The following is a 26,717-nucleotide window of genomic DNA, read 5'->3' on the forward strand; positions in this document are numbered from 1 at the left end:
CTCCCTGCGGGGAGTCGCAAGGGGGCGAACCTATGCCACATGACGGCAGCCTGCAGCAGGCGACGGTGGTGTTCCTGCTGGCCGGGGTGCTGGCGGTGTTGATGTGGGGCGCGCTGAGCCTGTTCGTGCACCTGTGGATGTTCTTCCTCTGGGTGCTGTTGTTCGTCCTCTGGCAGGCGCGCAGGCTCTACCGTGCGGTGGATACCAGGCAAAGCCCGGCGTACTGGGTGAGTTGCCTGACGACCCTGCTGATCCTGCTTGGGCAATCGGTGCAGGACAGCGCCGGCGGGCAGGATGTGTACAAGGCCTTTGCGGTGCGCATGGCACTGTTCCTGGTCGTGTCTTTGTATGCCAGCGCCATGTTGGTCTGGATCGACCGGCGCCGGGTGCGGGCTGCCTAACACTCCTGTACTGGCCTCTTCGCGGGGCAAGCCCGCTCCTACAGGGATCGTGTGACCTCATGGGCAACGCTGTAGCTGTAGGAGCGGGCTTGCCCCGCGAAGAGGCCAGTTCAGGCGATCTAAGGCTTCCAATCAATCCCGGTATCCGCCAGATAGGCATCCACCGCCGCGCCCACCGTGGGGTGAAACGCCCGTTCGCCCATAGGCTCGAACAACTCGAAGCGCTTCATCTTGTCCTTCACCGGGTCTTTCATCTCGGCGAACTGCAATTCGACCCCGCGAGCCTCCAGCGCCCGGTCGAGCTCGGCGAGCATGTCCGCCGAGGTGATGTCGATGCTGGTCACCGGCTCCGCAGCGATCACCAGCCGTTGCACCGGCGTCGGTGATTCGTCCAGCGCCGTCAGTACCGTGCCCTGGAACTGCTCGGCGTTGGCGAAGAACAGCGGCGCATCCCAGCGCAGCAGCACCAGCCCCGGAATCCGTCGGGCCTGTGGATAACGTTTGACGTCGTGGTAGCCACGGGTGCCATCGACCCGCCCGAGCACCGCGTGGTGCGGCCGCCAGCCATCCCACAGGAACTCGATCACCGAGATCGCCACGGCAATGCAGATGCCCGGGATCGCGCCGAATACCGCCACGCCGACGAAGCAGGTGAACGACAACCAGAACTCCCATTGCTGCATGCGGAAGATACGCTTGAGGTCGGCGAACTCGAACAGCCCCAACGCCGCAGCGATCACCACGGCGGCCAAGGCGCTGTTGGGCAGGTGCTGCATCAGGTTGGGGGCGACCAGCAGCAGCAGGGTCACCGCCAGCGCGCCGATGATGCCGGTCAATTGGGTTTTCGAGCCGGCTGCCTCGGCCACCGGTGTACGCGACGAGCTGCTGCTGATCGGGATGCCCTGGAACAACCCCGAGGCCAGGTTGGCCACACCCAGGCCGAACATTTCCTGGTTCGGATTGACGGGCGTTTTCAGCCGCGCGGCATACGAGCGTGACAGCACGCTCGTATCGGCGAATGACACCAGGGCCACGGCAATCCCGCCCAGCAGCACTTCGACCAGATCGATGTCGCTGACCCACGGGAACACCAGGCTGGGCAGGCCCTGGGGCAATTGCCCGAGTACCTTGACGCCCATCTGGTCGAGGTTGAACAGGCTCACGGCGAGCGTTGCCAGCACCACGGCGATCAAGATGCCCGGTATCCGCTTGAAGGGCTTGAGCAGCAGGATCAGCACCAGGCTACCGGCACCGACGATGAAGCTTGGCCAATGCCCCTGGCCGGCCAAGAGCGCCTGGCCAAGGTGCCAGAGGTCGCGCAGGGGCCCCTCGCTGTCGACTTTCAGGCCGAAGAACTTGGGCAGTTGGCTGATCAATACCGTGAGCGCGATACCGTTCATGTAGCCATAGCGGATCGGCTTGGACAGCAGCTCGGTGATGAAGCCCAGGCGCAGCAGCCCGGCGATCACGCAGAAGGCGCCAGCCACCAGGGCCATCAGGCTGGCGATGGCAATGGCGCGTTGCGGGTCGCTGGCGGCGTACTGCACCACTACCGCCAGGATCGGCGCGGCCAGGGCCGAGTCGGGGCCGAGCACGAGGATACGGCTGGGGCCGAACAGGGCGTAGGCCAGCAGGGGGATGATGGTCGCGTACAGGCCATAGATGCCCGGCACCCCGGAGGCTTCGGCGTAGGCGATGCCGACCGGCACCAGCATGGTGGTGAGCACCAGACCGGCAGCGATGTCCTTGGGTAGCCAGGCGGGTTGGTAGTGCAGCAGGGTGGCGAGGCCCGGGAGCCAGCGTTGCCAGTCGACGCGGGAGTGGGGAGGCGTTTCATGCATGTATGAAGCCTCAGTTTTCTCACTGTTGGAGGAGAGTTCTGAACTTGAAACCAATTGCTTCAGATCAAGATAGCTTGGGAATTATCCTATGCACGGCGCTGCGGTTTCTCTGCTGAGACATTGCTCTATGTCATTCAGTTACTACGCGGAGTTGAAGACACCCGTGACGAATACATCTGCGGCAATCCCGGCGAATCGGGCATCGGCAAGCGGTGCGCACAATTTGCAGATGGGGAGGGTGTTGACGGAGCGGCTGCTGAGTCCAGCGGAATTTGAGCCGGAGGGCATCCAGAAAACGATAGCCTGCGAGATGTGAGCGCTCGCTAAATTTCGAGCTGAATGCCCCAGTTGAGTGGTCGATAAACGACAGGCATGATCAAATTGGACTAAACGGCTGCTCCCTAGGTCTTAAAGAAGCTGACAGGGACATGCCATGATTTTTTGCTGCAGGAGATTGATGCATGCTTAAGAGCCTTACGCTCAGCGGAGTAGGGCCCGCAGCGACATTTGGGCCGATAGAGTTCGACGCTCGCCTTAATTTCATCACGGGCGACAACGGCCTAGGCAAGAGCTTCCTGCTCGACATCGCTTGGTGGGCATTGACACGTACCTGGGCTCGAGGCGTTCCAGCTGTGCCTCCTCTCGGCAGCAAGCGGAGCAGCATTGCTTATGCCTATAGTAAGTCCACTCCTGGCGATTTCGACGAGACCAGTGTTTTCAAGCGCGTGGAGCAACAGTGGCCGACCAAAAAGGGCAGACCGCCCATTCCCGGCGTCGTAATTTATGCCGGGGTCGATGGTAGTTTTTCTGCATGGGACCCTGTTCGCAACTATTGGCAGGATGAAGAAGCAGGCGAACGCCCTCGGGCATTTAACTTTTCACCTGATCAAGTTTGGAATGGCCTTGAGGGGCCTGGAGGGATCCGCTATTGCAATGGCTTAATTCAGGATTGGGTGTTGTGGCAAAAAGGGCAAGACCCGGCTTTTGACGATCTGATCAAGGTACTGGATACCTTATCTCCTTCTGGAGCTGAGAGGCTTGAACCGGGCAAACCGGTGCGATTGGGGTTGGACGTAAAAGATTACCCATCGCTACGAATGCCTTATGGGCAAGATGTGGCGTTGATTCATGCTTCTGCGGGCATGCGACGTGTTGCGGCACTGGCTTATTTACTGGTCTGGACTTGGCGTGAGCACATTTTCGCATGCGAGCAAACCGGGCGTAAGCAAGCAAAGGAAATCATCTTTCTCATTGACGAGATAGAATGCCATCTACACCCACAATGGCAGCGTCGTGTGGTCCCGGCTTTGTTGAAAGTCATGCAGGCTTTGACCGGTAAGAAGGTCCCGGTTCAGCTTATCGTTGCAACTCACTCGCCATTAGTGCTGGCCTCTGTCGAGCCGGAGTTCGACGAGTCCAAAGATGCAATTTTCAACATCCAACTGTGTGACGGTCAAGCCAGTGTGATCAAGGAGCAATGGGCAAAGCAGGGGGATGTCGTGAACTGGTTGGTCTCTGACTCCTTTGGGTTACGTCAGGCGCGATCCATCGAAGCTGAATCTGCAATTGAAGCTGCTGAGGCTTGGATGCGCGGAGAAAAAGCTGTTTTGCCTCCAACGCTCAAGTCGCAGGCAGCCATTCATAGAGAATTAGAGCGTGTTTTAGCCGGGCACGATGATTTTTGGCCTCGCTGGTTGGTGGAAACGAAGCAAGTACCTCGGCAGCATCCTTCGGAGCAAGCATGATCGAAATCGATCTAGAACGTTTAGCTGAACCAGCTGAGTTCGATACGAAGTGTCGAAAGAAGGGAGAGCAATGGCTGAGAGATAATCCAAAAGTCAGTCGAACGCCTAAAACGAGGCCAAGAGATTTTTGGAGTCCTTTCAGATCTGCTCTCGCAGACGGATACCAGGATCGATGCGGCTATAGCGCAATGTATGAGCCAGTTGGGACCGTAGATCACTTTTTACCGGTCGATGCTGATGAGTCGCTTTCCTACGAATGGACCAATTACCGTTTTTGCTCTGGCTGGATCAATAGTAGTAAGAGGAAGTCGGTCGAAATTTTAGATCCTCATTTGGTTCGTGAAGGATGGTTTGAGGTTCTGTTACCTTCTTTGCAACTTGTCGTCGTGCTTGAGAAGGTACCTGAGGAGTTGCGGGTTGCAGCGACAGAAACGTTGACGCGCCTTCATCTGCGTGATGATGAGAGGGTGCTAAGGCAGCGTCGTGCTTGGTACTCAAAGTACCAGGAGGGTAAAATCAATTTGGATGGCCTTCGAGAGGTAGCGCCCCTGATTGCCGCAGCGGTGGAAAGGCTGGATGCTCAATAGGTCCTCTGAGAAAAACAAAGCCCCTTGGAAAGTGCTTCCAACGGGCTTTTTCATTGGGGCGTAGAAACAGAACCAGACGTTAAACCAGAAGTCATTGGGTGCAGGCCCTATGAAATCCGGATTTGGGTGCTATCAAGCTGGATGTGTGCCCGTTTTGAAACCCGCTTTTGAAGATGTTTATGGTTTCGCGATTACAAAGGGGTGGTGCCCTATGAGCCGTCGAATCACGTTTAAAGTAGATCCATGGTAACCAGGGCGTCGGCCATACGGTAGCCCATCGCTTTGTAACCTGCTTGGCGCTTATCCCACATTCTCATTAGCGCAGCACTGCCTTCGTCAACGAAGTCAATCACTCCCACGCCGGCTTTGTCGGCATGTGACCGATGCAACCGTCCTGCATATTGCTGGAGGATTCCCTTCCATGAGATGGGCATTGCCAGCACCAACGTGTCCAATGGCGGATGATCGAAGCCTTCACCGACTAGTTTTCCCGTCGCCAACAGTACTCGTGGTGCATCCGGGGCAAGGCGCTCAAGCTCTTGCATACGAGCAATTCGTTGTTTTTTAGGCATTCGCCCATGAAGTGTGAAAAGGTTATTCACGCGCTGTTTCAACTCAAGCTCCATGGTATCCACATGCTCCGTCCGTTCTAGGTGATGACACTCATCGACGATAATTTGCCCGTAGTTTTTTACGTGATCGCTGATCTCACCTTTTCGCGATAACGATTGCATTACGGCAATATCGATGATGCCTGTAGGTTTTGCTTTTCCGCCCCCAAATCGTTCCAACCATACCCTTGCCAACACCCAAGAACGCTTGCACGTGTTCTTGCCACTGTCTTAATAATTCGGTCCGATGCACAAGTATTAATGTGTTAACGCCACGTCTAGCAATCAATGCAGCTGCGCTGACCGTTTTACCGAACGCCGTAGGTGCGCAAAGAATTCCGGTATCGTGATTCAGCATTTTGCCGATGGCATCTTCCTGGTCTGGACGCAAGGTCCCGAGGAAACTCACGTCAATCGGGTCACCGGCGAAGCGTTCATCTTGAAACTCAGGGGTGATGCCATTTACCCCTAGCAGCTCCAGCGCAGCATCCAAGCAGCCACGTGGCAGCGCAATATGTTTGGGGAAGTTCTGGGCGCAACCGATGATTCTCGGCTTGTTCCACACCGACATGCGCATGGCTTGAGTTTTGTAGAATTCAGGATTTTGAAACGCGGCTAGCCGGACAAGCTGGTTTGCTAATGGTTGCGGCAACGCCGACTTTTCAAAGTAAATCATGTTAGCCAGCGTGACGTTGATAGAGGCTGGCAATGGGCACGTCAATTTTGGTGACTTCGACTCACGAGCCTTCCAAGGTTCTGCATCTCCGTCGTCGTCAACATACATGACTCCTGTAGGGTCCTGCTTCCCCATCGCTTGGGTGACAACGAACGGAATATCCTCCGGAGGCATTTTCTGAACCGATGCTAAGAAAGCCCACTGATCGAGATAAGGTTCAAGTTCGCTGTCGACAAAAACGCTGTTGTTGTGAGCTCTGGCTCGCTTTTGCAATGGAAGCGCGATGAGATTTCCGAAGCCGCCTTTAGGCATGTAGTCCTGATTTGGGAACAACCGATCATAAGAAGTGAGTGCCAATTGGCGTGTACGTTCACATGCATGGCTGATGATTGCCGCACCAAGACGTCGGGCATCATGAGCGGGAACACTTTGCTTGAAGAAAATCCAGCAATGAGCGCCTTTACCTGAACGGGATATTTCCAGTGCCATTGGTACGTTCAGTTCATGACACGACTGAGCGAAGGCTCGTGCATCATCACGCCATTCGGCTTCATCAAAGTCGACCGCCATAAGATAGCAGGTGTCATCCGGGAGCAGAGGGTAGATGCCAATAACCACTTCACCAGCCAGATGGCGATAAACGATCTCATCAGTGAGAGGAAGTAGCTGACGGTTACCGCAGTCGCCGCATTTAATTCGGGGCTTTTCACAAACGCCAGGTTTCCATTCATTTGCGCAGGCGGGTGTGTATCCTGATTTTCCTGCCTTGCTTTCCCAGCGAATTGGATAAACATCTGTCCTACCACGAAACAAGCTCCGGAATAGGGCAAGCTTTGCTTCTGTGCCGAATTGTTGTGTGTGTTCTGTTTGAACAACCTCGATCTTGACTGGCTCGGCCGGCAGACGCCAATCGATGCCATGAGCATCCAGCAAGGCGACCAATCTTGCATTCTCAGCCTTTAGCTTCGCCACCAGGCTAGTATCTATCACCGTCTTCAGCCTCTACGTCCCAGGTGAAGCTTGTAGCCCCTCGCTACAATCCTCAGTGAACCAGTAAGCGTAGAGGTTACCAAACAATAGCCCTTGCGATGACGAGGTGTCCAACGTCAGGCTTTCGTGAAGCTTGAATGGGGCCGGCTTCGCTAGTCTTGGGACTGACCTTCCACCCACCCGCGTTTCAACTACAGCCATGATCTGTGTCCTCTCTTAGCTAGCCTGAAGTCCATCCTCACGTCATCCCGCCAAGAAATGTTGAGTGTTATCAGGGATCAAGGCCCCTGCGACCTGTGAGGATGTCCACTGACGCGGGAATGGCGGCTCCGTACGACCGGAGCGAGGGCATCTCATGATCAGGCCTCCTGAGCACCGTTACCGGTGGGTGGGTGGAGGCTACGCTGGCTGACGAGACCAGCGCCGCGAGATCCTGAGCAAGGTGAAAGCAGCGATGCGATGACCGGGGCATACGTGACTGTCAGTCAGGTGCAGTCCATTCCTTGGTCTGCGGCACCATCATCTGCATCGTTGCGGCTGATGACATCGGCGTTTGTCACGCCCATTGTCACAAGGGGAATTGCCGCAAAGCCTTGTGCGATCAGGGCTGCAGCAGTGTCAGAAGCGCCCGTCTCTTCAGAAAGTGACGGGCGCAGGTTGGCGCAAGATTCGGCCAAGCGGATAGGTTGCTGCAGGACAGCGGAGTACGGAGTTGCTGGCGCACGAGGGCCATAAGTATAGAGAGCATCCATCACTGCCAGTGATCGGGCGAGCTGCCGGATGCGAATAGTCCTCGCGGAGAACCACCGCGAGAGCGGCGTGACCTTGAAGGTTCGGGTCACCTGGGATGCTGTTGTGGACAGCGATCTTAAGGATCTGAGGTAACGTTTGTGCTGGGTTTTGTTAGCGGGCAGGGCGCGCCGGACTGGATAGACCGGGTCTGTATCTGCTCTCAGCGTCGAGACGGCGAGTTCAAAAATACCGGCCACGCTTCGTTTGGCCGCCGCAGCGATCGTCAGGCCGTTTTTTTTCTTGGCGGAAGCCTGCGCGACCGCCTCGAATGTAGTGGCGTTGTCTTGCTGCTGCTTGATGCGTAGCAGTTGTCGATGTCTGGCGGGATTGATGCCTTCGCTCGGATCTCAATGGATGAAAATGGTGGTCCAAAAACACAAACCCCCCGTATCGCCTGGCGATCACGGGGGTTCTGGAGTCTTTCATGTACCGTGGAATCCCACGGAGCCCATCAGACGTTGAAGCGGAAGTGCATCACGTCGCCGTCCTTGACGATGTAGTCCTTGCCTTCCAGGCGCCACTTGCCGGCTTCCTTGGCACCGCTTTCACCCTTGAACTGGATGAAGTCGTCATAGGCCACCACTTCGGCGCGGATGAAGCCTTTTTCGAAGTCGGTGTGGATCACCCCGGCCGCCTGTGGGGCGGTGGCGCCGACGCGCACGGTCCAGGCGCGGACTTCCTGCACGCCGGCAGTGAAGTAGGTCTGCAGGTTGAGCAGCTCGTAACCGGCGCGGATCACGCGGTTCAGGCCAGGCTCTTCCAGGCCCAGGGCCTCGAGGAACATGTCCTTCTCCTCGCCATCGTCCAGCTCGGCGATTTCGGCTTCGATCTTGTTGCACACCGGCACTACCACAGCGCCTTCTTCCTCGGCGATGGCCTTGACCACGTCCAGGTGCGGGTTGTTGTCGAAGCCGTCTTCGGCGACGTTGGCGATGTACATCACCGGCTTGCTGGTCAGCAGGTGGAAGCCACGGATCAGCGCTTTCTCATCGTCTGCCATGTTCTTCATCAGGCTGCGCGCAGGCTTGCCTTCGGTGAAGTGCGGGATCAGCTTTTCCAGAATGGCCTTCTGCGCCAGGGCTTCCTTGTCACCGCCCTTGGCGTTGCGGGCAACCTTCTGCAGTTGCTTCTCGCAGCTGTCGAGGTCGGCGAAGATCAGTTCGAGGTCGATGATCTCGATGTCGCGCTTGGGGTCGACGCTGTTGGAAACGTGGATCACGTTCTCGTCTTCGAAGCAGCGCACCACGTGGGCGATGGCGTCGGTCTCGCGGATGTTGGCGAGGAACTTGTTGCCCAGGCCTTCACCTTTCGAGGCGCCGGCTACCAGGCCGGCGATGTCGACGAACTCCATGGTGGTCGGCAGGATGCGGTTGGGCTTGACGATTTCCGCCAGCGCCGCCAGGCGCGCATCGGGCATCGGCACGATGCCGCTGTTCGGCTCGATGGTGCAGAAGGGGAAGTTCTCCGCCGCGATGCCAGACTTGGTCAGGGCGTTGAACAGGGTGGACTTGCCGACGTTGGGCAGGCCGACGATGCCGCAATTGAAACCCATGGGTATTCCCCTCTCTAGGAAATCAGGCCTTCTGGCCGTGCAGCTCGCGCATGGCCTTGGCGAAGTCGCCGGCCAGTACGTCGGGCAGCACGCCGAGGGCAAAATCGATGCTGGCGTCGAGCTTCTCCTGCTCGGCGCGCGGCGCGCGGCCCAGGACGAAGTTGGAGACCAGTTTGGCGTCGCCTGGGTGGCCGATGCCGAGCCGCAGGCGGTGGAAGTCGTTCTGGTTGCCGAGCTGCGCGATGATGTCGCGCAGGCCGTTGTGCCCCCCATGGCCGCCGCCGCGCTTGAGCTTGGCAACGCCCGGAGGCAGGTCGAGTTCGTCGTGCGCCACCAGGATGGCCTCAGGTTTGATCCTGAAAAAATTGGCCAATGCCGCCACGGACTGGCCGCTGCGGTTCATGTAGGTGGTGGGGATCAACAAACGAACGTCGTTGCCCTGATGGCTGAACTTAGCCGTCAGGCCAAAATACTTTTTGTCAGCGGTCAGCGAAACGCGCTGGGCGCTGGCAATGCGTTCTACGAAAAGAGCCCCTGCGTTATGCCGGGTCTGTTCGTATTCGGGGCCGGGGTTACCCAGGCCGACGATCAACTGGATGGCGGTCACGTCAGGGGCTCTTCCTTGGAGTTGGTGGGTTACAGGGCGCGGGGCGCACTGTAACCCGATCAACACCGGCGCGCGAGTGGATTACTCGGCAGCGCCTTCGTCAGCAGCTTCGGCGGCAACGCGCGGAGCGTGAACGTTGGCAACAGCTTTGTCATCACCGTGGGCCAGAGCGACGAACTCTACGCCTTTCGGAGCTTTCAGGTCCGACAGGTGGATGATGGTGCCGATTTCAGCCTTGGCCAGGTCGACTTCGATGAACTCTGGCAGGTCTTTGGCTTCGCAGGAAACTTCGATCTGCGATTCAACGTGCGAGATCTCGCCGCCTTTCTTGACCGGTGCTTCTTCGTTGATGAAGTGCACTGGAACGACAGCGGTCAGCTTCTGGCCAGCAACGACGCGAACGAAGTCGGCGTGCATGATGAAGCCTTTGGCTGGGTGGCGCTGCATGGCCTTGACGATGACGTTCTGCTTGGCGCCGTCGACGTTCAGTTCGATAACGTGGCTGAAGGCAGCTTCGTTTTCGAACAGCTTGGCGATTTCCTTGGCCACGATGGTCAGGGATTGGGCTTCTTTATCGCCACCGTATACAACGGCTGGGATGTTGGCGGAGTGACGCAGGCGGCGGCTCGCACCTTTCCCCAGGTCAGTACGCGCTTGGGCGTTCAGGGTGAAATCAGTCATTTTGTTTCTCCAAAATAGCCTCCCGAAAGGCGTTTGCGACCAGCGCCAGACGGGGATGGCAAAAAAGCCCCGCCCCAACGGATGCTGGGGCGGGGCGCTTCATATCAACACGCGTTCCGCTTAGCGGAACATCGCGCTGATCGATTCTTCGTTGCTGATGCGGCGCACCGCTTCAGCGACAACCGGTGCGATATCCAGCTGGCGGATACGGTCACAGGCTTGAGCAGCGGCGGACAGCGGGACGGTGTTGGTCACCACCAGCTCATCCAGTACCGACTTCTCGATGTTCTCGATCGCGCGGCCCGACAGGACAGGGTGCGTGCAGTAGGCATAGACCTTGGCAGCGCCGTGTTCTTTCAGGGCCTTGGCCGCGTGGCACAGGGTGCCGGCGGTATCGACCATGTCGTCGACCAGGATGCAGGTGCGCCCTTCGACGTCGCCGATGATGTGCATCACTTCGGAGTGATTGGCCTTCTCGCGGCGTTTGTCGATGATACCCAGATCGACGCCCAGGGACTTGGCGACGGCACGTGCGCGCACGACACCACCGATGTCCGGGGAGACGATCATCAGGTTCTCGAAACGCTGGTCTTCGATGTCGTCGACCAGTACGGGCGAGCCGTAGATGTTGTCGACGGGAATATCGAAGAAGCCCTGGATCTGGTCAGCGTGCAGGTCGACGGTGAGTACACGGTCGATACCGACGACAGTGAGCATGTCAGCGACGACTTTGGCGCTGATGGCTACACGTGCCGAACGCGGACGGCGGTCCTGGCGGGCGTATCCGAAGTAAGGAATCACGGCGGTGATTCGGGATGCTGAGGAGCGGCGGAAGGCGTCGGCCATCACTACCAGTTCCATCAGGTTATCGTTGGTCGGGGCGCAAGTCGGCTGAATAATGAAGACGTCTTTACCGCGGACATTTTCATTGATCTCAGTGCTGATCTCACCGTCGGAGAATTTACCGACAGAGACGTCACCGAGAGGGATATGCAGCTGACGTACGACACGCCGAGCCAGATCGGGGTTAGCGTTCCCCGTAAAGACCATCATCTTGGACACGCGCAGTACCTGAAGGCTGAGGGTATACCTGGATGAGTATAAGGAAAATGGCAGGGGCGGCTGGATTCGAACCAACGCATGGCAGGATCAAAACCTGCTGCCTTACCGCTTGGCGACGCCCCTGTATCTGTTGCTGCGAACGCTTATGCGCTCGACTTCTTGATCAGACTTTGCAGCTTGCGATGCAACATCGAAACATTGCTTCCTTTCGCCACAAACCCTGCTTGGGTCGCTGAAAGAAGGGCCAGAACTTTATCAGCTTCGGCTTTGCTTGGGAAGGCCCCAAACACGCAACTTCCAGTGCCGGTCAATCGAGCATTGGTGAATTTACCCAGTGAATTCAACGCATTGCGAACTTCCGGGTAACTCTGCTCTACCACCGGTTGGCAGTCATTTCGACTGTTTCCCTCGGGAACGGGGCGCATCTTAAGGGGGAGGGAATCACGTGTCAACTGCGGATGTGAAAAAATTTCTACAGTGCTGACAGACACTTGCGGCACCAGCACGACATACCAGGGTTCCTCCGGGTCGACCGGGGTCAGTTGCTCGCCGACGCCCTGGGCGAACGCTGCATGGCCGCGCACGAACACCGGCACATCGGCACCCAGGGTCAGGCCCAGAGCGGCGAGGCGGTCTTCGTCCCAGTCGAGTTGCCAGAGGTGCGCCAGGCCGAGCAGGGTGGTGGCGGCATCCGAGCTGCCGCCGCCGATGCCGCCGCCCATGGGCAGCACCTTGTCCAGCCAGATATCGGCGCCGAGCGGTGTTCCGGATTGTTCCTGCAGCTTGCGCGCCGCGCGCACGATCAGGTTGCTGTCGTGGGGGACGGCGTCGATTTCGGTGTGCAGGCGGATCACGCCGTCTTCGCGCAGGGCGAAGCTCAGCTGGTCAGCGTGGTCGAGGAACTGGAACACGGTTTCCAGCTCGTGGTAGCCATCGGCGCGACGACCGATGATGTGCAGCCACAGGTTGAGCTTGGCCGGGGCGGGCAGGGTCAGCGTGGGCATGCGATCAGTGCCCCAGCTGGCGCGGCTGCCAGTCCTTGACCACCAGGGTCACGTCGAGGTTTTCACCGTGCAGTTTCATGCGCTCGGGCAGCCAGTAGCCGTTCTGCTCGGTGTAGCTCAGGTACTGCACCTGCCAGCCATCCTGGTCGAGGCTGGCCAGGCGGCTGTCGCCGTCCAGGGTCAGCTGGCTCTTGGTGTCTGGTGCGGGCAGGCCGCGCACCCACCACACCAGGTGCGAGACCGGCAACTGCCAGCCCAGCTGTTCTTCGAGCAGTGCCTCGGGGCTGTCGGCTTCGAAGCGGCCCTGGTTGGCCACTTCCAGCACCACGCCACCGGGGCGCCCGGTCAGGCGGGCGGCGCCGCGGCCCAGGGGGCCGGCCAGGCGGATGTCGTAGTAGTCCTGGCGTTGCAGCCAGAACAGCGTGCCGCTCCCGGAGTCGCGGGGCGCGCGGATACCGACCTTGCCGTTGATCTGCCAGCCGTCGAGGCTGCTCAGCTGGGTTTTATGGGCTTGCCACTGCTTGGGATCGCCGTGGCCCTGGAGGGCCTCGCGGCTACCGAAGCCGGCACAGCCGGCGAGCAGGGCAATCAGGGTGAAGGTGATGCAGTGGCGCAGGAACATGGCTTAAAGGGTCTCTGATCCGGTCAGGCGCAGCACGGTCTGGCGCAGCACGCTGCTGTCGGGTTGGGCTTGCAGGGCCTTGGCCCACACCTGGCGGGCTTCGCGGCGCTTGCCGTTGGCCCAGAGCACTTCGCCCAGGTGGGCAGCCACTTCATGGTCGGGGAAGCGCTCGAAGGCTTGGCGCAGGTAGCGTTCGGCCTCGTCGAGGTTGCCCATGCGGAAATTCACCCAGCCCAGGCTGTCGAGCACGGCTGGGTCGTCGGGGGTCAGCTGGTGGGCTTTCTCGATCAGCGCCTTGGCTTCGGCATAGCGCGTGGTGCGGTCGGCCAGGGTGTAGCCGAGGGCGTTGAGGGCCATGGCGTTTTCCGGCTCGCGGGCGATGATGGTGCGCAGGTCCTGTTCCATCTGCGGCAGGTCGTTGCGCTTCTCGGCCAGCATGGCGCGGGTATAGAGCAGGTTGAGATCGTCCGGGAAGCGCTTGATGCCCTGCTGCAGCACCTGGTCGGCCTGGGCGTCCTTGTTGTTGTTGCTGTAGCTTTCCGATTCGATCAGGTACAGCTGGATGGCATAGTCCGGCTGCGCCTCGCGGGCTTCGGCGAGCAGGCGCGAGGCCTCGCTGCCGCGCCCATTGGCGATGAGGATGTCGGCCTGGCGCAATTGCGCTGGCAGGTAGTCCGGGCCCGGGCCGACCAGCGCATATTCACGCAGGGCGCCTTCGGGGTCGCTGCGTTCTTCCTGGATACGGCCGAGGTTGAGGTGTGCGGCATCGACATTGCTGTCGCGCTCGATCAATTCGCGCAGGTAGTTCTCGGCTTCGTCCCAGTCTTTGTTCTCCAGGCATACCAGAGCCAGCGAGTAGCGCAGTTCGTCGTCCTCGGGGTACTGCTGGACCAGGCTGAGGAATTCGCCCTTGGCATCGGCGATGCGGTCCTGTTCGACCAGGGTGCGCGCGTAGGTCAGGCGCAGGCGCTTGTCGTCGGGGTTGTCGCGGATCGCCCCGCGCAGCAGCGGCAGGGCCTCGGGGCCACGGTCGAGGGCCTGGAGCAGGCGGGCGCGAAGCAGGATCGGGGCGATTTCACCGTTCTGCGGGGGGTGTGCCTCGAGCAGGCCGAGGGCCTCCTCGGCCTTGCCGTCCTGGTTCAGCAACAGGGCCTTGCCGAACACCAGCTGGCTGTTGTCGGGGTATTTGACCAGCAGCCGCTCGAAGCTCTGCATCAGGCCGTCGCGGGTGCTCTGGTCGGTTTCGGCAGCCGACAGGGCGAGGAAGTCGAAATGGGTGTCGCCTTGGCCCTGGAGCACTTTTTCCATGTAGGCCATGGCATCGTCGTAGCGGCCGGCCCGGGCCAGCTGGATGGCGGCGGCGCGTTGGGCGTCGAGGTTCTGCGGGTCGTTGCGAGCCCAGATCAGGGCGTTTTCCAGCGCCGGCTCATCGGCGCCGAGGTACTCGGCGATGCGATAGGCGCGTTCGGAAACGCCTGGGTCCTGGGTTTTCTGCGCCTGGTCGGTGTAGTTGGCCAGGGCGATGTCGAAGCGGTTGCGCTGGCCGGCCAGCTCCGCCACCAGCAGGCTATACAGCGTGTCCTGCTTGAACGAGCCGTACACCACGGGCTTTTCGGCCGCGTCCTTGCCTGCCTCGGCGACGGGAGGCTCGGCCTTGTGCGGGGCCAGGCTCTGGCAGCCCTGGAGCAGGGCGAAGGCAAGCAGCAATGCGTAGGGTCTGTTCATAGAGGAGGCTTAGGAGGACTAACCGGCGGTCGGAGCATGATGACACAAGCGCGGGGGCAAACCCACCTGTGGCGTGTCTGGTTAATTGCGACCTTCGGACGGCGGCAGGGTTCCTCAAGCGTGTCCTGTCACCTATCACGTCGATAGCGAACGGTGGTTGTTCTAAAACCTGCGAAGTAGGACAATTATCGGCTTCACGTCCCAACCAGCGACCTTGCATGGCCTTTCTTGCACTTGGTATCAACCATAAGACTGCCTCGGTAGACGTACGCGAGCGCGTGGCGTTTACCCCAGAGCAGCTGGTCGACGCCCTGCAGCAGTTGTGTCGGCTCACCGCCAGCCGCGAGGCGGCGATCCTGTCGACCTGCAACCGTAGCGAGCTTTATATAGAGCAGGACCACCTGGCAGCCGATGCCGTGCTGCAATGGTTGGCCGACTATCACCAGCTGAGCCTCGACGAGCTGCGCGCCAGTGCCTACGTCCATGAGGAGCACGATGCCGTCAAGCACATGATGCGCGTCGCCTCCGGGCTCGACTCGCTGGTGCTCGGCGAGCCGCAGATTCTCGGCCAGATGAAGTCGGCCTATGCGGTGGCACGGGAGGCCGGGACCATCGGCCCGCTGCTGGGCAGGTTGTTCCAGGCCACCTTCAGCGCCGCCAAGCAGGTGCGCACCGACACCGCCATTGGCGAGAACCCGGTGTCGGTGGCGTTCGCCGCGGTCAGCCTGGCCCGGCAGATCTTCAGCGATCTCGGCCGTAGCCAGGCACTGCTGATCGGGGCTGGCGAAACCATCACCCTGGTCGCCCGGCACTTGCACGAGCAGGGGGTGCGGCGCATCGTCGTGGCCAACCGCACTCTGGAGCGCGCCAGCATCCTCGCCGAGCAGTTCGGCGCGCATGCCGTACTGCTGGCCGACATTCCCCAGGAACTGGCCAACAGCGACATCGTCATCAGCTCCACCGCCAGTCAGTTGCCGATCCTCGGCAAGGGCGCGGTGGAAAGTGCGCTGAAGCAGCGCCGGCACAAGCCGATCTTCATGGTCGACATTGCCGTACCGCGCGATATCGAACCTGAGGTGGGCGAGCTCGACGACGTCTACCTGTATACCGTCGACGATCTTCACGAGGTTGTCGCGGAAAACCTCAAGAGCCGCCAGGGCGCTGCCCAGGCCGCCGAGGAACTGGTCACGGTGGGCGCCGAAGACTTCATGGTGCGCCTGCGCGAACTGGCCGCGGTCGATGTGCTGCGCGCCTATCGCCAGCAGAGCGAACGCCTGCGTGACGAAGAACTGCAAAAAGCCCAGCGCCTGCTGGCCAATGGCGGCAACCCCGAAGAAGTACTGGCCCAACTGGCCCGGGGGCTCACCAACAAACTCCTGCATGCGCCCAGCGTGCAGTTGAAAAAGCTCTCGGCCGAGGGGCGCGTCGATGCGCTGGCCATGGCCCAGGAACTCTTTGCCCTCAACGAGGGCTCGACGGACAAATCCCCGCAATGAAAGCGTCGCTGCTGAACAAACTGGATACGCTCCAGGACCGCTTCGAGGAACTCACCGCTCTGCTCGGTGACGCCGAAGTCATTTCCGACCAGACCCGCTTCCGTGCCTATTCCCGCGAATATGCCGAAGTCGAGCCGGTGTTCGCTGCCTATAAAGAGTGGCGCAAGGTCCAGGACGACCTCGAGGGGGCCCAGGCCCTGCTCAAGGACGCCGACCCCGACCTGCGCGAGATGGCGGTGGAAGAAGTGCGCGAAGCCAAGGAACAGCTGGTCGGCCTGGAGTCGCAGCTGCAACGCATGCTGCTACCCAAGGACCCCAACGACGGGCGCAACGTGTTCCTGGAGATTCGTGCCGGGACCGGTGGCGACGAGGCGGCGATCTTCTCCGGCGACTTGTTTCGCATGTATTCGCGCTACGCCGAGAAGCGCGGCTGGCGCCTCGAGATCCTCTCCGAGAACGAAGGCGAGCACGGCGGCTACAAGGAAATCATTGCCCGCGTCGAGGGCGACAGCGTGTACGGCAAGCTCAAGTTCGAGTCGGGTGCGCACCGCGTGCAGCGGGTGCCGGAGACCGAGTCCCAGGGCCGCATCCACACCTCCGCGTGCACCGTGGCGGTATTGCCCGAGCCGGACGAGCAAGTGGCCATCGAGATCAACCCGGCGGATTTGCGCGTGGACACCTACCGCGCTTCCGGCGCCGGTGGCCAGCACGTCAACAAGACCGACTCGGCGATCCGCATCACCCACCTGCCCACCGGCATCGTCGTCGAGTGCCAGGAAGAGCGTTCGCAGCACAAGAACCGCGCCCGCGCCATGTCCTGGCTGTCGGCCAAGCTCAACGACATGCAGACCAGCGCCGCGCAGAACGCCATCGCCAGCGAGCGCAAGCTGCTGGTCGGTTCCGGTGACCGCTCCGAGCGCATTCGTACCTACAACTATCCGCAGGGGCGGGTGACTGACCACCGCATCAACCTGACCCTGTACTCCCTCGACGACATCCTTGCCGGTGGCGTCGACGCCGTGATCGAGCCGTTGCTGGCCGAATACCAGGCCGACCAATTGGCGGCCCTGGGGGAATAATGACCATCATCGCCAGCCTGCTGCGCAACGCGCAATTGCCCGATTCGCCCACCGCGCGCCTGGATGCCGAGCTGTTGCTGGCTGCGGCCATCGGCAAGTCGCGCAGCTTCCTGCACACCTGGCCCGAGCGTATCGTCAGCAGCGAGGCGGCCGAGACCTTCGCCGGCTACCTGCAGCGGCGCCGCGCCGGTGAGCCGGTGGCCTATATCCTGGGGCAACAGGGGTTCTGGAAACTCGACCTTGAGGTCGCCCCGCACACCCTGATCCCGCGCCCGGACACCGAGCTGCTGGTCGAGGCTGCGCTGGAACTGCAAGCGGGCGGCCCGGCCAAGGTGCTCGATCTGGGCACCGGTACCGGCGCCATCGCCTTGGCCCTGGCCCATGAGCGCCCGGCCTGGCAGGTGACCGCGGTGGACCGGGTCGACGAAGCCGTGGCGCTGGCCGAGCGCAATCGCCAGCGCCTGGGACTGGGCAATGTCCGGGTGCTGGCCAGCCATTGGTTCGGCGCGTTGGCCGGGCAACGCTTCGACCTGATCATCAGCAACCCGCCGTACATCGCCGCCGAAGACCCGCACCTGGTTGCCGGCGACGTGCGCTTCGAGCCCTCCAGCGCCCTGGTCGCCGGCCCCGACGGCCTGGACGACCTGCGCCTGATCGTGGCCCAGGCTCCCGAGCATCTGCTGCCCGGTGGCCGCCTGCTGCTCGAACACGGCTACGACCAGGCCGAGGCGGTGCGCCAACTGCTGAGCACACACGGTTTCGCCGAGGTCGCCAGCCGTCGCGACCTGGGTGGCCATGAGCGCATTACCCTGGGGCGCCTGCCATGCTGACCGACCAGGAGTTGTTGCGCTACAGCCGGCAGATCCTGCTGGCTCAGGTCGATATCGACGGCCAGCTGCGGCTCAAGCAGGGCAAGGTGCTGATCGTCGGCCTGGGCGGGCTGGGCTCGCCAGTGGCGTTGTACCTGGCCGCCGCAGGGGTCGGCGAGTTGCACCTGGCCGACTTCGACACGGTCGACCTGACCAACCTGCAGCGCCAGGTGATCCACGACAGCGCCACGGTCGGCATGGCCAAGGTCGACTCGGCGATCCAGCGCCTGCAGGCGATCAACCCCGAGGTGAACCTGGTGCCGCATCGCCAGGCCCTGGATGAGGACACCCTGGCCGAAGCCGTGGCGGCAGTCGACCTGGTGCTCGACTGCTCCGACAACTTTGCCACGCGCGAGGCGGTCAACGCGGCGTGCGTGAAGGCCGGAAAACCTCTGGTCAGCGGCGCGGCGATCCGCCTCGAAGGGCAGCTCTCGGTGTTCGACCCACGGCGTGACAGCAGCCCCTGCTACCACTGCTTGTACGGGCACGGCAGCGAGGCCGAACTGACCTGCAGCGAAGCTGGGGTGATCGGCCCGCTGGTGGGCCTGGTCGGTAGCCTGCAGGCGCTGGAGGCCCTGAAGCTGCTGGCCGGCTTCGGCGAGCCGCTGGTTGGCAGGCTGTTGCTGATCGACGCCCTCACCACCCGCATGCGCGAGCTGCGGGTCAAGCGCGACCCGGGTTGCGCGGTCTGCGGCAGCCAGCATGGCTGAGCGCTCGGCGCCGGTGGGCGTGATGGACTCTGGGGTCGGTGGCCTGTCGGTGCTCGCCGAGATCCAGCGCCTGCTGCCCAATGAGTCGTTGCTCTACGTGGCCGACTGCGGCCATGTGCCCTACGGCGAAAAATCCCCGGACTACATTCGCCAGCGTTGCCGGCACATTGCCGGCTTTTTCCGCGAGCAAGGGGCCAAGGCCATGGTCCTGGCCTGCAACACCGCTACCGTGGCAGCGGTCGCCGACCTGCGCGAGCTGTACCCGGACTGGCCGCTGGTGGGCATGGAGCCGGCGGTCAAGCCGGCTGCGGCAGCCACCCGCTCCGGCGTGGTCGGGGTGTTGGCCACCACCGGTACCCTGCAGAGTGCCAAGTTCGCAGCCTTGCTCGATCGCTTCGCCAGCGATGTACGCGTGGTCACCCAGCCTTGTCCGGGCCTGGTCGAGCGCATCGAGGCGGGTGACCTGGCCAGCGCGCAGCTGCGCCAATTGCTGCAAGGCTACGTGCAGCCCTTGCTGGACGCCGGCTGCGACACCTTGATCCTGGGGTGCACCCATTACCCGTTCCTGCGTCCTATGCTGGCTGGCATGGTGCCGGCCGATGTGGCGATCATCGACACCGGCGCCGCCGTGGCCCGCCAGTTGCAACGCCTGCTGGGCTCTCGTGGGCTGCTTGCCGAAGGGCCGGCGCGTGGTGTCGGTTTCTGGAGCAGTGCCGATCCGCAAGCCTTGCGCCGCATACTGCCCGTGCTCTGGCAGGCGGACGCCTCGGTGTCATCGCTCAGTGTGTAAAAAATGTGTGAAAATTTACCGGTCTTAACTGAACTATCGTTCCAGCGCCGATTTCTATGCTAATGCCTGATGAAGGCCTGAATACTTACAACAGCATAGGAAAAAGGACGTTTCTCATGAAGAAACTGATTGGCTTGGCGGCACTCGCTGCCCTGGGGATGGTGCAACTGGTGCCGGCGCAGGCTGCCGATGTCACGTTTGCGGTGGGGCAGACGGGGGACTCGACCATGGTCTATCGCCTGGGGCTGCAATCGAATTGGGATGCAAGCTGGTGGCAGACCAGCGTCGGCCGGCTCACCGGTTACTGGGATGGCGCCTACACCTATTGGGATGGTGACGAGACCGCCAGCAACCACAGCCTGTCGTTCGCGCCGGTGTTCGTGTACGAGTTCGCCGGCGAGTCGGTTAAGCCCTACATCGAGGCCGGCATCGGTGTAGCAGCGTTTTCCAGTACCGAATTGGAGAGCAACGAACTGGGCTCGTCGTTCCAGTTCGAGGACCGCATCGGCTTTGGCCTGCGCTTCGCTGGCGGGCATGAGATCGGCGTACGTGCCATTCACTACTCCAACGCCGGGATCAAGCAGCCCAACGATGGGGTAGAGGCCTACAGCCTGCACTACCGCATGGCGCTGTAAGCCAGGTTGGCCTGTGGCCGCTCAGCGCGACAGCGGCCACAACGCGTTCATGTCCAGCGCTTCCAGCACCAGTTCCGCTTCCCGCTGCGGCAGCCGTCGCAATAACTCTTCTGCCGCGCCTTGCGCCGTCCATCGTTCTGGCAGCGCCTGAATGGGCGTGACCGGTTTCTTCAACGATTGCGGTGCCACCAGGGTCAGCGCGATGCCCAGTGCGTCGAGGGTATCGCGCTGCAGGCGGAACCATTGCGGCGCGTTGTTGGTGGCGTTCGGAGATTGCGAAGGTGCGTACAGCTGCAGCGCCGAATAGCGGCTGAACACAGCCATCACCTGCGGTGCATCGCCTCCGGCCAGCAGGGGCAGGGCGCTGGCCAGGCAGTGCTCGGCCGCTTGCAGGTTACTGCTGGCGATCGAGTCGAACACCTCGCTGTCTGGCACCTCGTCGCTCAGGTAGTCGCAGGTGCCAGCGTTGACGATCAAGACATCCAGCGTTCCCCAGGTACTGGCGATTCTTTCGCTAATGGCTTGCGCCCCGGCGTGCGTCTGCAATTGCCCGGGAAGGCGCAGCAAGGCAGGGCCATGGCGTTGGGCCAGAAGGTCCAATGCCGGGCAGGCGTTGCTGCTGGCGGCTACCCGATGCCCTTGCTCGAGCAAGTGCTCCACCAATGCCAGCCCGAGCCCGGCGCTGGCCCCCGTCACCCAGAAATTCCGTGAGTGCTCAACCATTTACCCTTACCCCTCTATTACTGCCGGCGAGGCAGGGCTTTGAAGGCCTCCAATGCACGCCGGCGACTGCTTGCGAGATCGACGATAGGGTCGTAGTAACAAGTATTAGTCAAATTATCGGAAAGCATGAGCGGAGCATGAATGGTTTTGTCGTCCAAGGCTTTCAGGTCAGGGAGCCAGTGGCGGATGAAACGCCCCTGGGGATCAAAACGTTGAGACTGCGAAACCGGGTTGAAGATCCGGAAATAGGGCACCGAATCGGTCCCGGTGGAGGCGCTCCATTGCCAGCCGCCGTTGTTCGCGGCCAGGTCGCCGTCTATCAGGTGGCGCATGAAATGGCGTTCGCCCAGGCGCCAGTCGATCAGCAGGTTCTTGCTCAGGAACATCGCCACCAGCATGCGCAGGCGGTTGTGCATCCAGCCAGTGTGCAGCAGTTGCAGCATCGCGGCATCGATGATCGGGATGCCGGTGCGTCCCTCCTGCCAGGCTTTGAAGTCCTCGGGCGCATCGCGCCAGGGCAAGGCTTCGGTGTGCGGGCGGAAGGCGCGGTGTTTCGAGACCTCGGGGTAGCCGTTGAGAATGTGCTTGTAGAACTCGCGCCAGAGAAGCTCGTTGATCCAGGTCTGCACGCCCACGCTGCCACTGTCGAACTCACCCCGGTTGCTGCTCAATGCCGCGTGCAGGCACTGCCGAGGGGATATCACCCCTGCTGCCAGGTAGGCGGACAACTGACTGGTGCCAGGCTTGGCCGGTAGGTCGCGCAGGTGCTGGTAGTCCTCGACGGTTTCGTCGAGGAACCTGGTCAGGCGGTCTTGCGCTTCGTCTTCGCCAGCCGGCCACAGGTCGCGCAGGCCGTCGGCAGGCTTGTCGAAGCCTTCGACATGGCGGGGGATCGGGTCGCTGGCGATGCCCAGCGGCGCCTGGCGGCGCACCTTCGGCGCCAGTGACGGCAGGCTGAGGTGCAGCTGTTCCAGGCAGGCTTTCTTGAATTGGCTGAACACCTGGTAGTAGCCGCCACTGCGGGTGAGGATGGTGCCGGGGGCCAGCAGCAACTGGTCAAGGTAACTGTGGGCGAGGATGCCGGCATCGCTCAGCAGCTTGCGCGTGGCGTCGTCGCGGCAGGTTTCGTTGACGCCGTATTCGTCATTCCAGTGCACCGCCTCGACCTTGTGCTGTCGACAAACCTTGAGCAGCATGGGCGCAGCTTCGTCCCAGGTGTCGATCTTGCGAATCAGCAGCGGAATGTTCAGCGCGTCCAGGGCCTGGCGCAGCTCGCGCAGGTTGCGCAGCCAGAAGTCGACCTTGCACGCGGCGTCGTCGTGGGCCTGCCATTGGCCGGGGCTGATCAGCCACAAGGCGATGCTCGGGCCGCGCTCGCAGGCGGCGCTCAGGGCCGTGTTGTCAGTGATGCGCAGGTCGCTGCGCAGCCAGATCAGTTGCATGGAGCCTCTCTAGGAATGCAGGGTTTGCAGCGTCCGCAAGGCGGCCTGCGGGGTGTCGAACAGGTGCAGGCCGGGCACGTCGAAGGCGCGCAGCTGCGCCTGGTGAAGAGGCAGGCAGGCGCCGCCCGCCAGGGTGGGCAGCGCTAGGCCTGCCAAGGTGCGTTGCAGGGCCTTGGCATCGAGGCGTGGGCCCAGGTGCAAGAGCAAGGCGCGCGGTTGCAGCGCCGCGACCGCGCGTTCGAGTTGCGTGCCAGCGACCGGACGCTCAAGCACTTCGACCGGCATGCCATTGCTGCTGAGCAGCCAGGCATACAGCCACAAGCTGGGATCCTGCGGGCGCTCGTGGTCTTCGGCCAGCAGCACCGCGGGGCCGTGCAAGGCCTGGTTGTCGTGGTACACGCGAGCACCGAGCTTGCTGCGCAGCCAGGTGTGAAAGAACACCCGCTCGAGCTGTTCGTTGAAAAAGGTATGCCAGCGCAGGTTCAGGGCCTGTTGCAACGGCAGCAGCAGCTGCTCGCAGAGAGTGACGGCCGGGTAGAGGGCCATCACTTGGTTGAACTGCTGGTCGAGCGCGCGTTGCGACAGGTTGGCGATCGCCTCGATGATTTGCGCTTGGCGGGCTGCCCAGTCGCCCAGGGGGGCGGCCTCGGGTTGGCGGTCCAGCAGGTCGCGAACCTGGCCGACCGAGGCGCCGCGCGCCAGCCAGGCGAGGACTGCCTCGACCCGTTCGACCTGGGCTTGGGAATACAGGCGATGGCCCTTGGCCGTGCGCGTGGGGTTCAACAGGCCGTAGCGCCGCTCCCAGGCACGCAGGGTCACGGGGTTGACCCCGGTGCGACGTGCCAGCTCACCGATGGCCAGCAGGGTGTCAGACGGCATTGCGCAGGCCCAGGTTTTCAGGGTGGGGCTGCAGGTACGCCTGCTGCAGCAGGTACGGGTCCGGGTGTTTGCGCAGATGGTGCTTGAGCAGGGTCAGCGGCACCACCAGCGGCACCACGCCTTGCTGGTACTGGCCGATCACTTCCTGCAGCTCGTGCTTGTCCTGGGGGGTGAGGGCGTCGCGCAGGTAACCGCTGAGGTGCTGCAACACGTTGCCATGGGTACCTCGGCTGGCGCAGCGGCGCAGGGCCTGCATCAATTGGCTGAAATAGCGCGGGCCGATCACGGCCGGGTCGTCCTCGCGGCGCAGGCTGCCGAGCAGGTTGCCGATTTGCCGATAGGCCTGGGGGTTGTTGGCCATCAGCAGGTATTTGTAGCGGGAATGGAAGCGGATCAACGCGCCACGGCTCAAGCCCTCGCCCAACTGACGTTGCCAATCGGCGTAGGCATACACGCGGCTGATGAAATTTTCGCGCAGCACCGGGTCGTGCAGGCGCCCCTCTTCCTCGACCGGCAGGTCCGGGCGCTGGGCACAGAAGGCGGCGGCATAGGCGCCGCGACCGCCCTGGTGCGCCGGGCGACCGTCGTCCTGGTAGACCTTGACCCGCTCGAGGCCGCACGAAGGTGATTTCTGCATGAAGATGTATCCGCAGATATCGTCGAGCTGCTCGGCCATCGTCTCGCCATAGCTGCGCAGGTTGCCAGCGAGATCGGGGCCTGGGGTACGGGTGCCGACCACGTTGGGCTGTGCTGGATCGCCCACCAGCCGGATCGGATCGCGCGGGACGCTGAGGCCGATGGCCACTTCCGGGCATACCGGTACCCATTCGAAGTGCGCCTCCAGTTGCGATCGACACAGGTCCGATGACTTGTGGCCGCCGTTGTAGCGCACGCTGTGGCCGGTCAGGCAGGCACTGATACCGATGCGGGGTCGGGTATGAGCAGCAGGATCTTGCATGGCGGCCTCCATAAACTTGTACATCAATTAGATCTTGTACAAGTACATTGCAGCACAGCCAGCCCTGCAAGCAAACCCCTATTTAGGTGTTAACACTGCAGCGGGTTATTCCAAGTGCTCATTCCAGGTGCTCATTCCAGGTGTTCATTCCAGGTGCTCCAGCAACCGGCGTGCCGCTTCCTGGCCGCTGAGCCAAGCGCCCTCGACCCGGCCCGACAGGCACCAGTCGCCACAGGCATACAGGCCCTGATCGGCATCGGCCAGCGCGCCCCACTCGTGATTGCCTGCCGGCCGTGCATACAGCCAGCGGTGGGCCAGGGCAAAGGTGGGGGCGGGCACCACGCAGCCGACCAGCTCGGCGAACTCGCCCCAGAGCTGTTCGATCACCTCTTCCTTGGGCAGGTCGATGTGCTGCTTGCTCCAGCCCGAGGTGGCATGCAGTACCCAGGTATCGAGGTGTTCGTCACGGCCTGGCTTGCTGCGGTTGCGAGCCAGCCAGTCGAGTGGGTTGTCCTGCACGAAGCAGCCCTGCATCGGCGTGTCCAGAGGCGTCTGGAACGCCAGGGCGATCGCCCAGGTGGGCTCCATCTGCACGCCCGCGGCCACTGCGGCGAGCTTGGGCGTGGCCGCCAGCAGCGGCGTGGCCTGGGGGGCCGGCACGGCGATCACCACGCGGCTGTAGGGGCCGTGGCTGCAGCCTTCGGTGTCCTGCAGGTGCCAGTACTGCTTGCCGCGGAACACCTCGGCGATGCGGCAGCCGAAATTCACCGTGACGTCCTTGAGCAAGCCGCGGGTGATCGCGCTCATGCGCGGCACACCCACCCAGCGGGTCTGTTCGTCGGGGGAGGGAGTCAGTTCGCCGTCGCGGTAGTTGTAAAGCTGCGGCTTCCATTGCGCGGCCCAGCCGTCGGCCACCCATTGTTGCACCTGCTCGACGAAACGCCGGTCGCGGGCGGTGAAGTACTGGGCGCCGAGGTCGAGGGCGCCGGCCTCGCTGCGCTTGCTGGCCATGCGCCCGCCACTGCCGTGGCCTTTGTCGAACAAGTGAACGGATTGCCCGGCCTTCTGCAAGGCCTGGGCGGCGGACAGGCCGGCGATACCGGCACCGATAATGGCAATAGGTACTGTCATGATGGCCTCTTCGAACCTTGCTTTACGCAGACTACGCTGTCAGTTAAACCTGTACAATGCTAAATATCTGTATAAGGTTATTCCGCTTCATAGGACAGGTTGGCCTATGTCCTATCCTTATCCGAGAGCGTTCGGTCTAGAAAAGTGCCTTGATCTTAAAAATAGACCATGGCCGCACTCTGCGAGGACACAGCCATGCATATATTGCTGACAGGTGGTACCGGCTTGATCGGCCAGCACTTGTGCCAGTTCTGGCTCGCCAAGGGCCACCGGTTGACGGTATGGAGCCGCCGCCCCGAGCAGGTCGCCCGCTTGTGTGGCAGCGGCGTGCGCGGCATCGCCGAGCTGGGGGATATCGCCGCCGACGAGCAGGTGGACGCGGTGGTCAACCTGGCCGGTGCGCCGATCGCCGACCGCCCCTGGACCGCGTCCCGGCGCAACCTGCTGTGGGCCAGCCGGATCGCCCTGACCGAGCGCTTGCTCGAATGGCTCGGCAGCCGCGAGCAGCGCCCCGAGGTGCTGCTCTCGGGCTCTGCCGTGGGTTGGTACGGCGATGGCGGCGAGCGCGAACTGACCGAGGCGTCGCCGCCGGTACGCGAGGATTTTGCCAGCCAGCTGTGCATCGCCTGGGAAGAAACCGCCCAGCGCGCGCAGGCCCTGGGCATGCGTGTGGTACTGGTGCGCACCGGCCTGGTGCTGGCCAGCGACGGCGGCTTTTTGTCGCGCCTGCGCCTGCCATTCAAGCTGGGGCTGGGCGGGCCTTTGGGCGATGGACGGCAATGGATGCCCTGGGTGCATATAGACGACCAGGTCGCCCTGATAGATTTTCTCTTGCAGCACAGGGACGCCAGCGGTCCTTATAATGCCTGTGCGCCCGAACCGGTGCGCAATCGCGAATTCGCCAAGCGTCTTGGCCGTGCGCTGCATCGGCCGGCGTTCATGCCGATGCCTGGGCTGGTGCTCAAGGTCGGGTTGGGCGAGCTGTCGACCCTGCTGCTCGGCGGCCAGCGCGCCCGCCCGGTGCGGCTACTGGCGGCAGGCTTCACTTTCCGCTTCAACGATCTGCAATCGGCGTTGGACGACTTGTCCAGCCGCCTCTGACATAGGAC

24 protein-coding genes, 1 tRNA gene and 3 pseudogenes are annotated in these 26,717 nt (G+C 62.0%); 11 read left to right on the forward strand and 17 right to left on the reverse strand.

From position 1 onward, the window contains the following. Positions 1–74: 74 nt before the first annotated feature. Positions 75–401 (forward strand): annotated as a pseudogene (locus IAE37_RS13895) (DUF2955 domain-containing protein); the annotation flags it as partial. A gap of 119 nt (positions 402–520) precedes the next feature. On the opposite strand, the gene IAE37_RS13900 reads toward IAE37_RS13895, so the two are convergent. Further along, complete coding sequence (locus tag IAE37_RS13900; RefSeq protein WP_201174501.1) at positions 521–2,242, reverse strand: SulP family inorganic anion transporter; 1,722 nt, start codon at positions 2,240–2,242, stop codon at positions 521–523. Positions 2,243–2,296: 54 nt separating this feature from the next. On the opposite strand from IAE37_RS13900, the gene IAE37_RS28815 reads away from it, so the two are divergent. From IAE37_RS28815 to IAE37_RS13915, 3 genes are all read left to right on the forward strand, one after another. Then, positions 2,297–2,518, forward strand: coding sequence for a hypothetical protein (locus IAE37_RS28815; protein WP_236409955.1), 222 nt, complete (start codon positions 2,297–2,299; stop codon positions 2,516–2,518). A 185-nt stretch (positions 2,519–2,703) separates the two neighbouring features. Continuing rightward, on the forward strand, positions 2,704–3,987 hold the full coding sequence (locus IAE37_RS13910) for an AAA family ATPase (RefSeq protein WP_201174503.1): 1,284 nt from the start codon (positions 2,704–2,706) through the stop codon (positions 3,985–3,987). Then, positions 3,984–4,574 carry a hypothetical protein gene (locus IAE37_RS13915; protein ID WP_201174505.1) on the forward strand — a complete coding sequence of 197 codons (591 nt, stop codon included), beginning with the start codon at positions 3,984–3,986 and terminating at the stop codon, positions 4,572–4,574. The genes IAE37_RS13910 and IAE37_RS13915 overlap by 4 nt, the downstream gene beginning before the upstream one ends. Before the next feature lie 230 nt (positions 4,575–4,804). On the opposite strand, the pseudogene IAE37_RS13920 reads toward IAE37_RS13915, so the two are convergent. The 11 genes and pseudogenes from IAE37_RS13920 to IAE37_RS13965 all read right to left on the reverse strand — a co-directional run bounded on the left by IAE37_RS13920 (position 4,805) and on the right by IAE37_RS13965 (position 14,896). After that, positions 4,805–6,851 (reverse strand): annotated as a pseudogene (locus IAE37_RS13920) (TOTE conflict system archaeo-eukaryotic primase domain-containing protein). Positions 6,852–7,336: 485 nt separating this feature from the next. After that, positions 7,337–7,693, reverse strand: a complete 357-nt coding sequence (locus IAE37_RS13925; RefSeq protein WP_236409956.1) for a hypothetical protein — start codon at positions 7,691–7,693, stop codon at positions 7,337–7,339. A gap of 36 nt (positions 7,694–7,729) precedes the next feature. Beyond that, positions 7,730–7,981: pseudogene (locus IAE37_RS28820) on the reverse strand (tyrosine-type recombinase/integrase); the annotation flags it as partial. A 113-nt stretch (positions 7,982–8,094) separates the two neighbouring features. Further along, the gene (gene ychF / locus IAE37_RS13930; RefSeq protein ID WP_201174506.1) at positions 8,095–9,195 is read right to left on the reverse strand and encodes a redox-regulated ATPase YchF; all 1,101 of its coding nucleotides are present in this window, start codon (positions 9,193–9,195) and stop codon (positions 8,095–8,097) included. A gap of 22 nt (positions 9,196–9,217) precedes the next feature. Further along, on the reverse strand, positions 9,218–9,802 hold the full coding sequence (gene pth, locus IAE37_RS13935; protein ID WP_201174507.1) for an aminoacyl-tRNA hydrolase: 585 nt from the start codon (positions 9,800–9,802) through the stop codon (positions 9,218–9,220). Between the two features lie 81 nt (positions 9,803–9,883). After that, complete coding sequence (locus tag IAE37_RS13940) at positions 9,884–10,483, reverse strand: 50S ribosomal protein L25/general stress protein Ctc (RefSeq protein WP_201174508.1); 600 nt, start codon at positions 10,481–10,483, stop codon at positions 9,884–9,886. A 120-nt stretch (positions 10,484–10,603) separates the two neighbouring features. Beyond that, positions 10,604–11,545, reverse strand: a complete 942-nt coding sequence (locus IAE37_RS13945; RefSeq protein ID WP_003247410.1) for a ribose-phosphate pyrophosphokinase — start codon at positions 11,543–11,545, stop codon at positions 10,604–10,606. Positions 11,546–11,593: 48 nt separating this feature from the next. Further along, positions 11,594–11,668 (reverse strand) — tRNA-Gln (locus IAE37_RS13950). Between the two features lie 20 nt (positions 11,669–11,688). Continuing rightward, positions 11,689–12,549, reverse strand: coding sequence for a 4-(cytidine 5'-diphospho)-2-C-methyl-D-erythritol kinase (gene ispE / locus IAE37_RS13955; protein ID WP_201174509.1), 861 nt, complete (start codon positions 12,547–12,549; stop codon positions 11,689–11,691). 4 nt (positions 12,550–12,553) lie between these two features. Beyond that, on the reverse strand, positions 12,554–13,171 hold the full coding sequence (lolB, locus tag IAE37_RS13960) for a lipoprotein insertase outer membrane protein LolB (protein ID WP_201174510.1): 618 nt from the start codon (positions 13,169–13,171) through the stop codon (positions 12,554–12,556). Between the two features lie 3 nt (positions 13,172–13,174). After that, a complete protein-coding gene (locus IAE37_RS13965; RefSeq protein ID WP_201174511.1) occupies positions 13,175–14,896 on the reverse strand; it encodes a tetratricopeptide repeat protein in 1,722 nt (573 codons plus the stop codon). A 218-nt stretch (positions 14,897–15,114) separates the two neighbouring features. Between IAE37_RS13965 and hemA the strand changes: the two genes are divergently transcribed. From hemA to IAE37_RS13995, 6 genes are all read left to right on the forward strand, one after another. Further along, positions 15,115–16,392, forward strand: coding sequence for a glutamyl-tRNA reductase (gene hemA, locus IAE37_RS13970; protein ID WP_201174513.1), 1,278 nt, complete (start codon positions 15,115–15,117; stop codon positions 16,390–16,392). Then, positions 16,389–17,471: a peptide chain release factor 1 gene (prfA, locus tag IAE37_RS13975; protein WP_201174515.1), complete on the forward strand. Its 1,083-nt coding sequence runs from the start codon at positions 16,389–16,391 to the stop codon at positions 17,469–17,471. The genes hemA and prfA overlap by 4 nt, the downstream gene beginning before the upstream one ends. Beyond that, entirely contained in the window at positions 17,471–18,301 is an 831-nt protein-coding gene (gene prmC / locus IAE37_RS13980) for a peptide chain release factor N(5)-glutamine methyltransferase (protein ID WP_201174518.1), read from the forward strand. The genes prfA and prmC overlap by 1 nt, the downstream gene beginning before the upstream one ends. Further along, positions 18,295–19,050 (forward strand): molybdopterin-synthase adenylyltransferase MoeB, encoded by a 756-nt coding sequence (locus IAE37_RS13985; RefSeq protein ID WP_201174520.1) that lies wholly within the window; start codon positions 18,295–18,297, stop codon positions 19,048–19,050. The genes prmC and IAE37_RS13985 overlap by 7 nt, the downstream gene beginning before the upstream one ends. After that, positions 19,043–19,840: a glutamate racemase gene (murI, locus tag IAE37_RS13990; protein WP_201174521.1), complete on the forward strand. Its 798-nt coding sequence runs from the start codon at positions 19,043–19,045 to the stop codon at positions 19,838–19,840. The genes IAE37_RS13985 and murI overlap by 8 nt, the downstream gene beginning before the upstream one ends. 116 nt (positions 19,841–19,956) lie before the next feature. Further along, complete coding sequence (locus IAE37_RS13995; protein ID WP_201174522.1) at positions 19,957–20,475, forward strand: acyloxyacyl hydrolase; 519 nt, start codon at positions 19,957–19,959, stop codon at positions 20,473–20,475. Positions 20,476–20,496: 21 nt separating this feature from the next. Here the strand turns inward: IAE37_RS13995 and IAE37_RS14000 are convergent, their stop codons facing one another. The 5 genes from IAE37_RS14000 to IAE37_RS14020 form a co-directional block, all read right to left on the reverse strand. Next, positions 20,497–21,198 (reverse strand): SDR family NAD(P)-dependent oxidoreductase, encoded by a 702-nt coding sequence (locus tag IAE37_RS14000; protein WP_201174523.1) that lies wholly within the window; start codon positions 21,196–21,198, stop codon positions 20,497–20,499. A gap of 17 nt (positions 21,199–21,215) precedes the next feature. Further along, a complete protein-coding gene (gene phrB, locus IAE37_RS14005) occupies positions 21,216–22,640 on the reverse strand; it encodes a deoxyribodipyrimidine photo-lyase (RefSeq protein WP_201174524.1) in 1,425 nt (474 codons plus the stop codon). A 9-nt stretch (positions 22,641–22,649) separates the two neighbouring features. Then, entirely contained in the window at positions 22,650–23,519 is an 870-nt protein-coding gene (locus IAE37_RS14010; RefSeq protein WP_201174525.1) for a MerR family transcriptional regulator, read from the reverse strand. Further along, positions 23,509–24,477 (reverse strand): YbgA family protein, encoded by a 969-nt coding sequence (locus IAE37_RS14015; RefSeq protein ID WP_201174526.1) that lies wholly within the window; start codon positions 24,475–24,477, stop codon positions 23,509–23,511. The genes IAE37_RS14010 and IAE37_RS14015 overlap by 11 nt, the downstream gene beginning before the upstream one ends. A 144-nt stretch (positions 24,478–24,621) precedes the next feature. Beyond that, positions 24,622–25,608 carry an NAD(P)/FAD-dependent oxidoreductase gene (locus IAE37_RS14020; protein ID WP_201174527.1) on the reverse strand — a complete coding sequence of 329 codons (987 nt, stop codon included), beginning with the start codon at positions 25,606–25,608 and terminating at the stop codon, positions 24,622–24,624. A gap of 195 nt (positions 25,609–25,803) precedes the next feature. On the opposite strand from IAE37_RS14020, the gene IAE37_RS14025 reads away from it, so the two are divergent. Then, positions 25,804–26,709 (forward strand): TIGR01777 family oxidoreductase, encoded by a 906-nt coding sequence (locus tag IAE37_RS14025; RefSeq protein WP_201174528.1) that lies wholly within the window; start codon positions 25,804–25,806, stop codon positions 26,707–26,709. The last annotated feature ends 8 nt before the right edge of the window (positions 26,710–26,717 follow it).

The organism is Pseudomonas sp. S31 (assembly GCF_016648105.1).
Taxonomy (GTDB): domain Bacteria; phylum Pseudomonadota; class Gammaproteobacteria; order Pseudomonadales; family Pseudomonadaceae; genus Aquipseudomonas.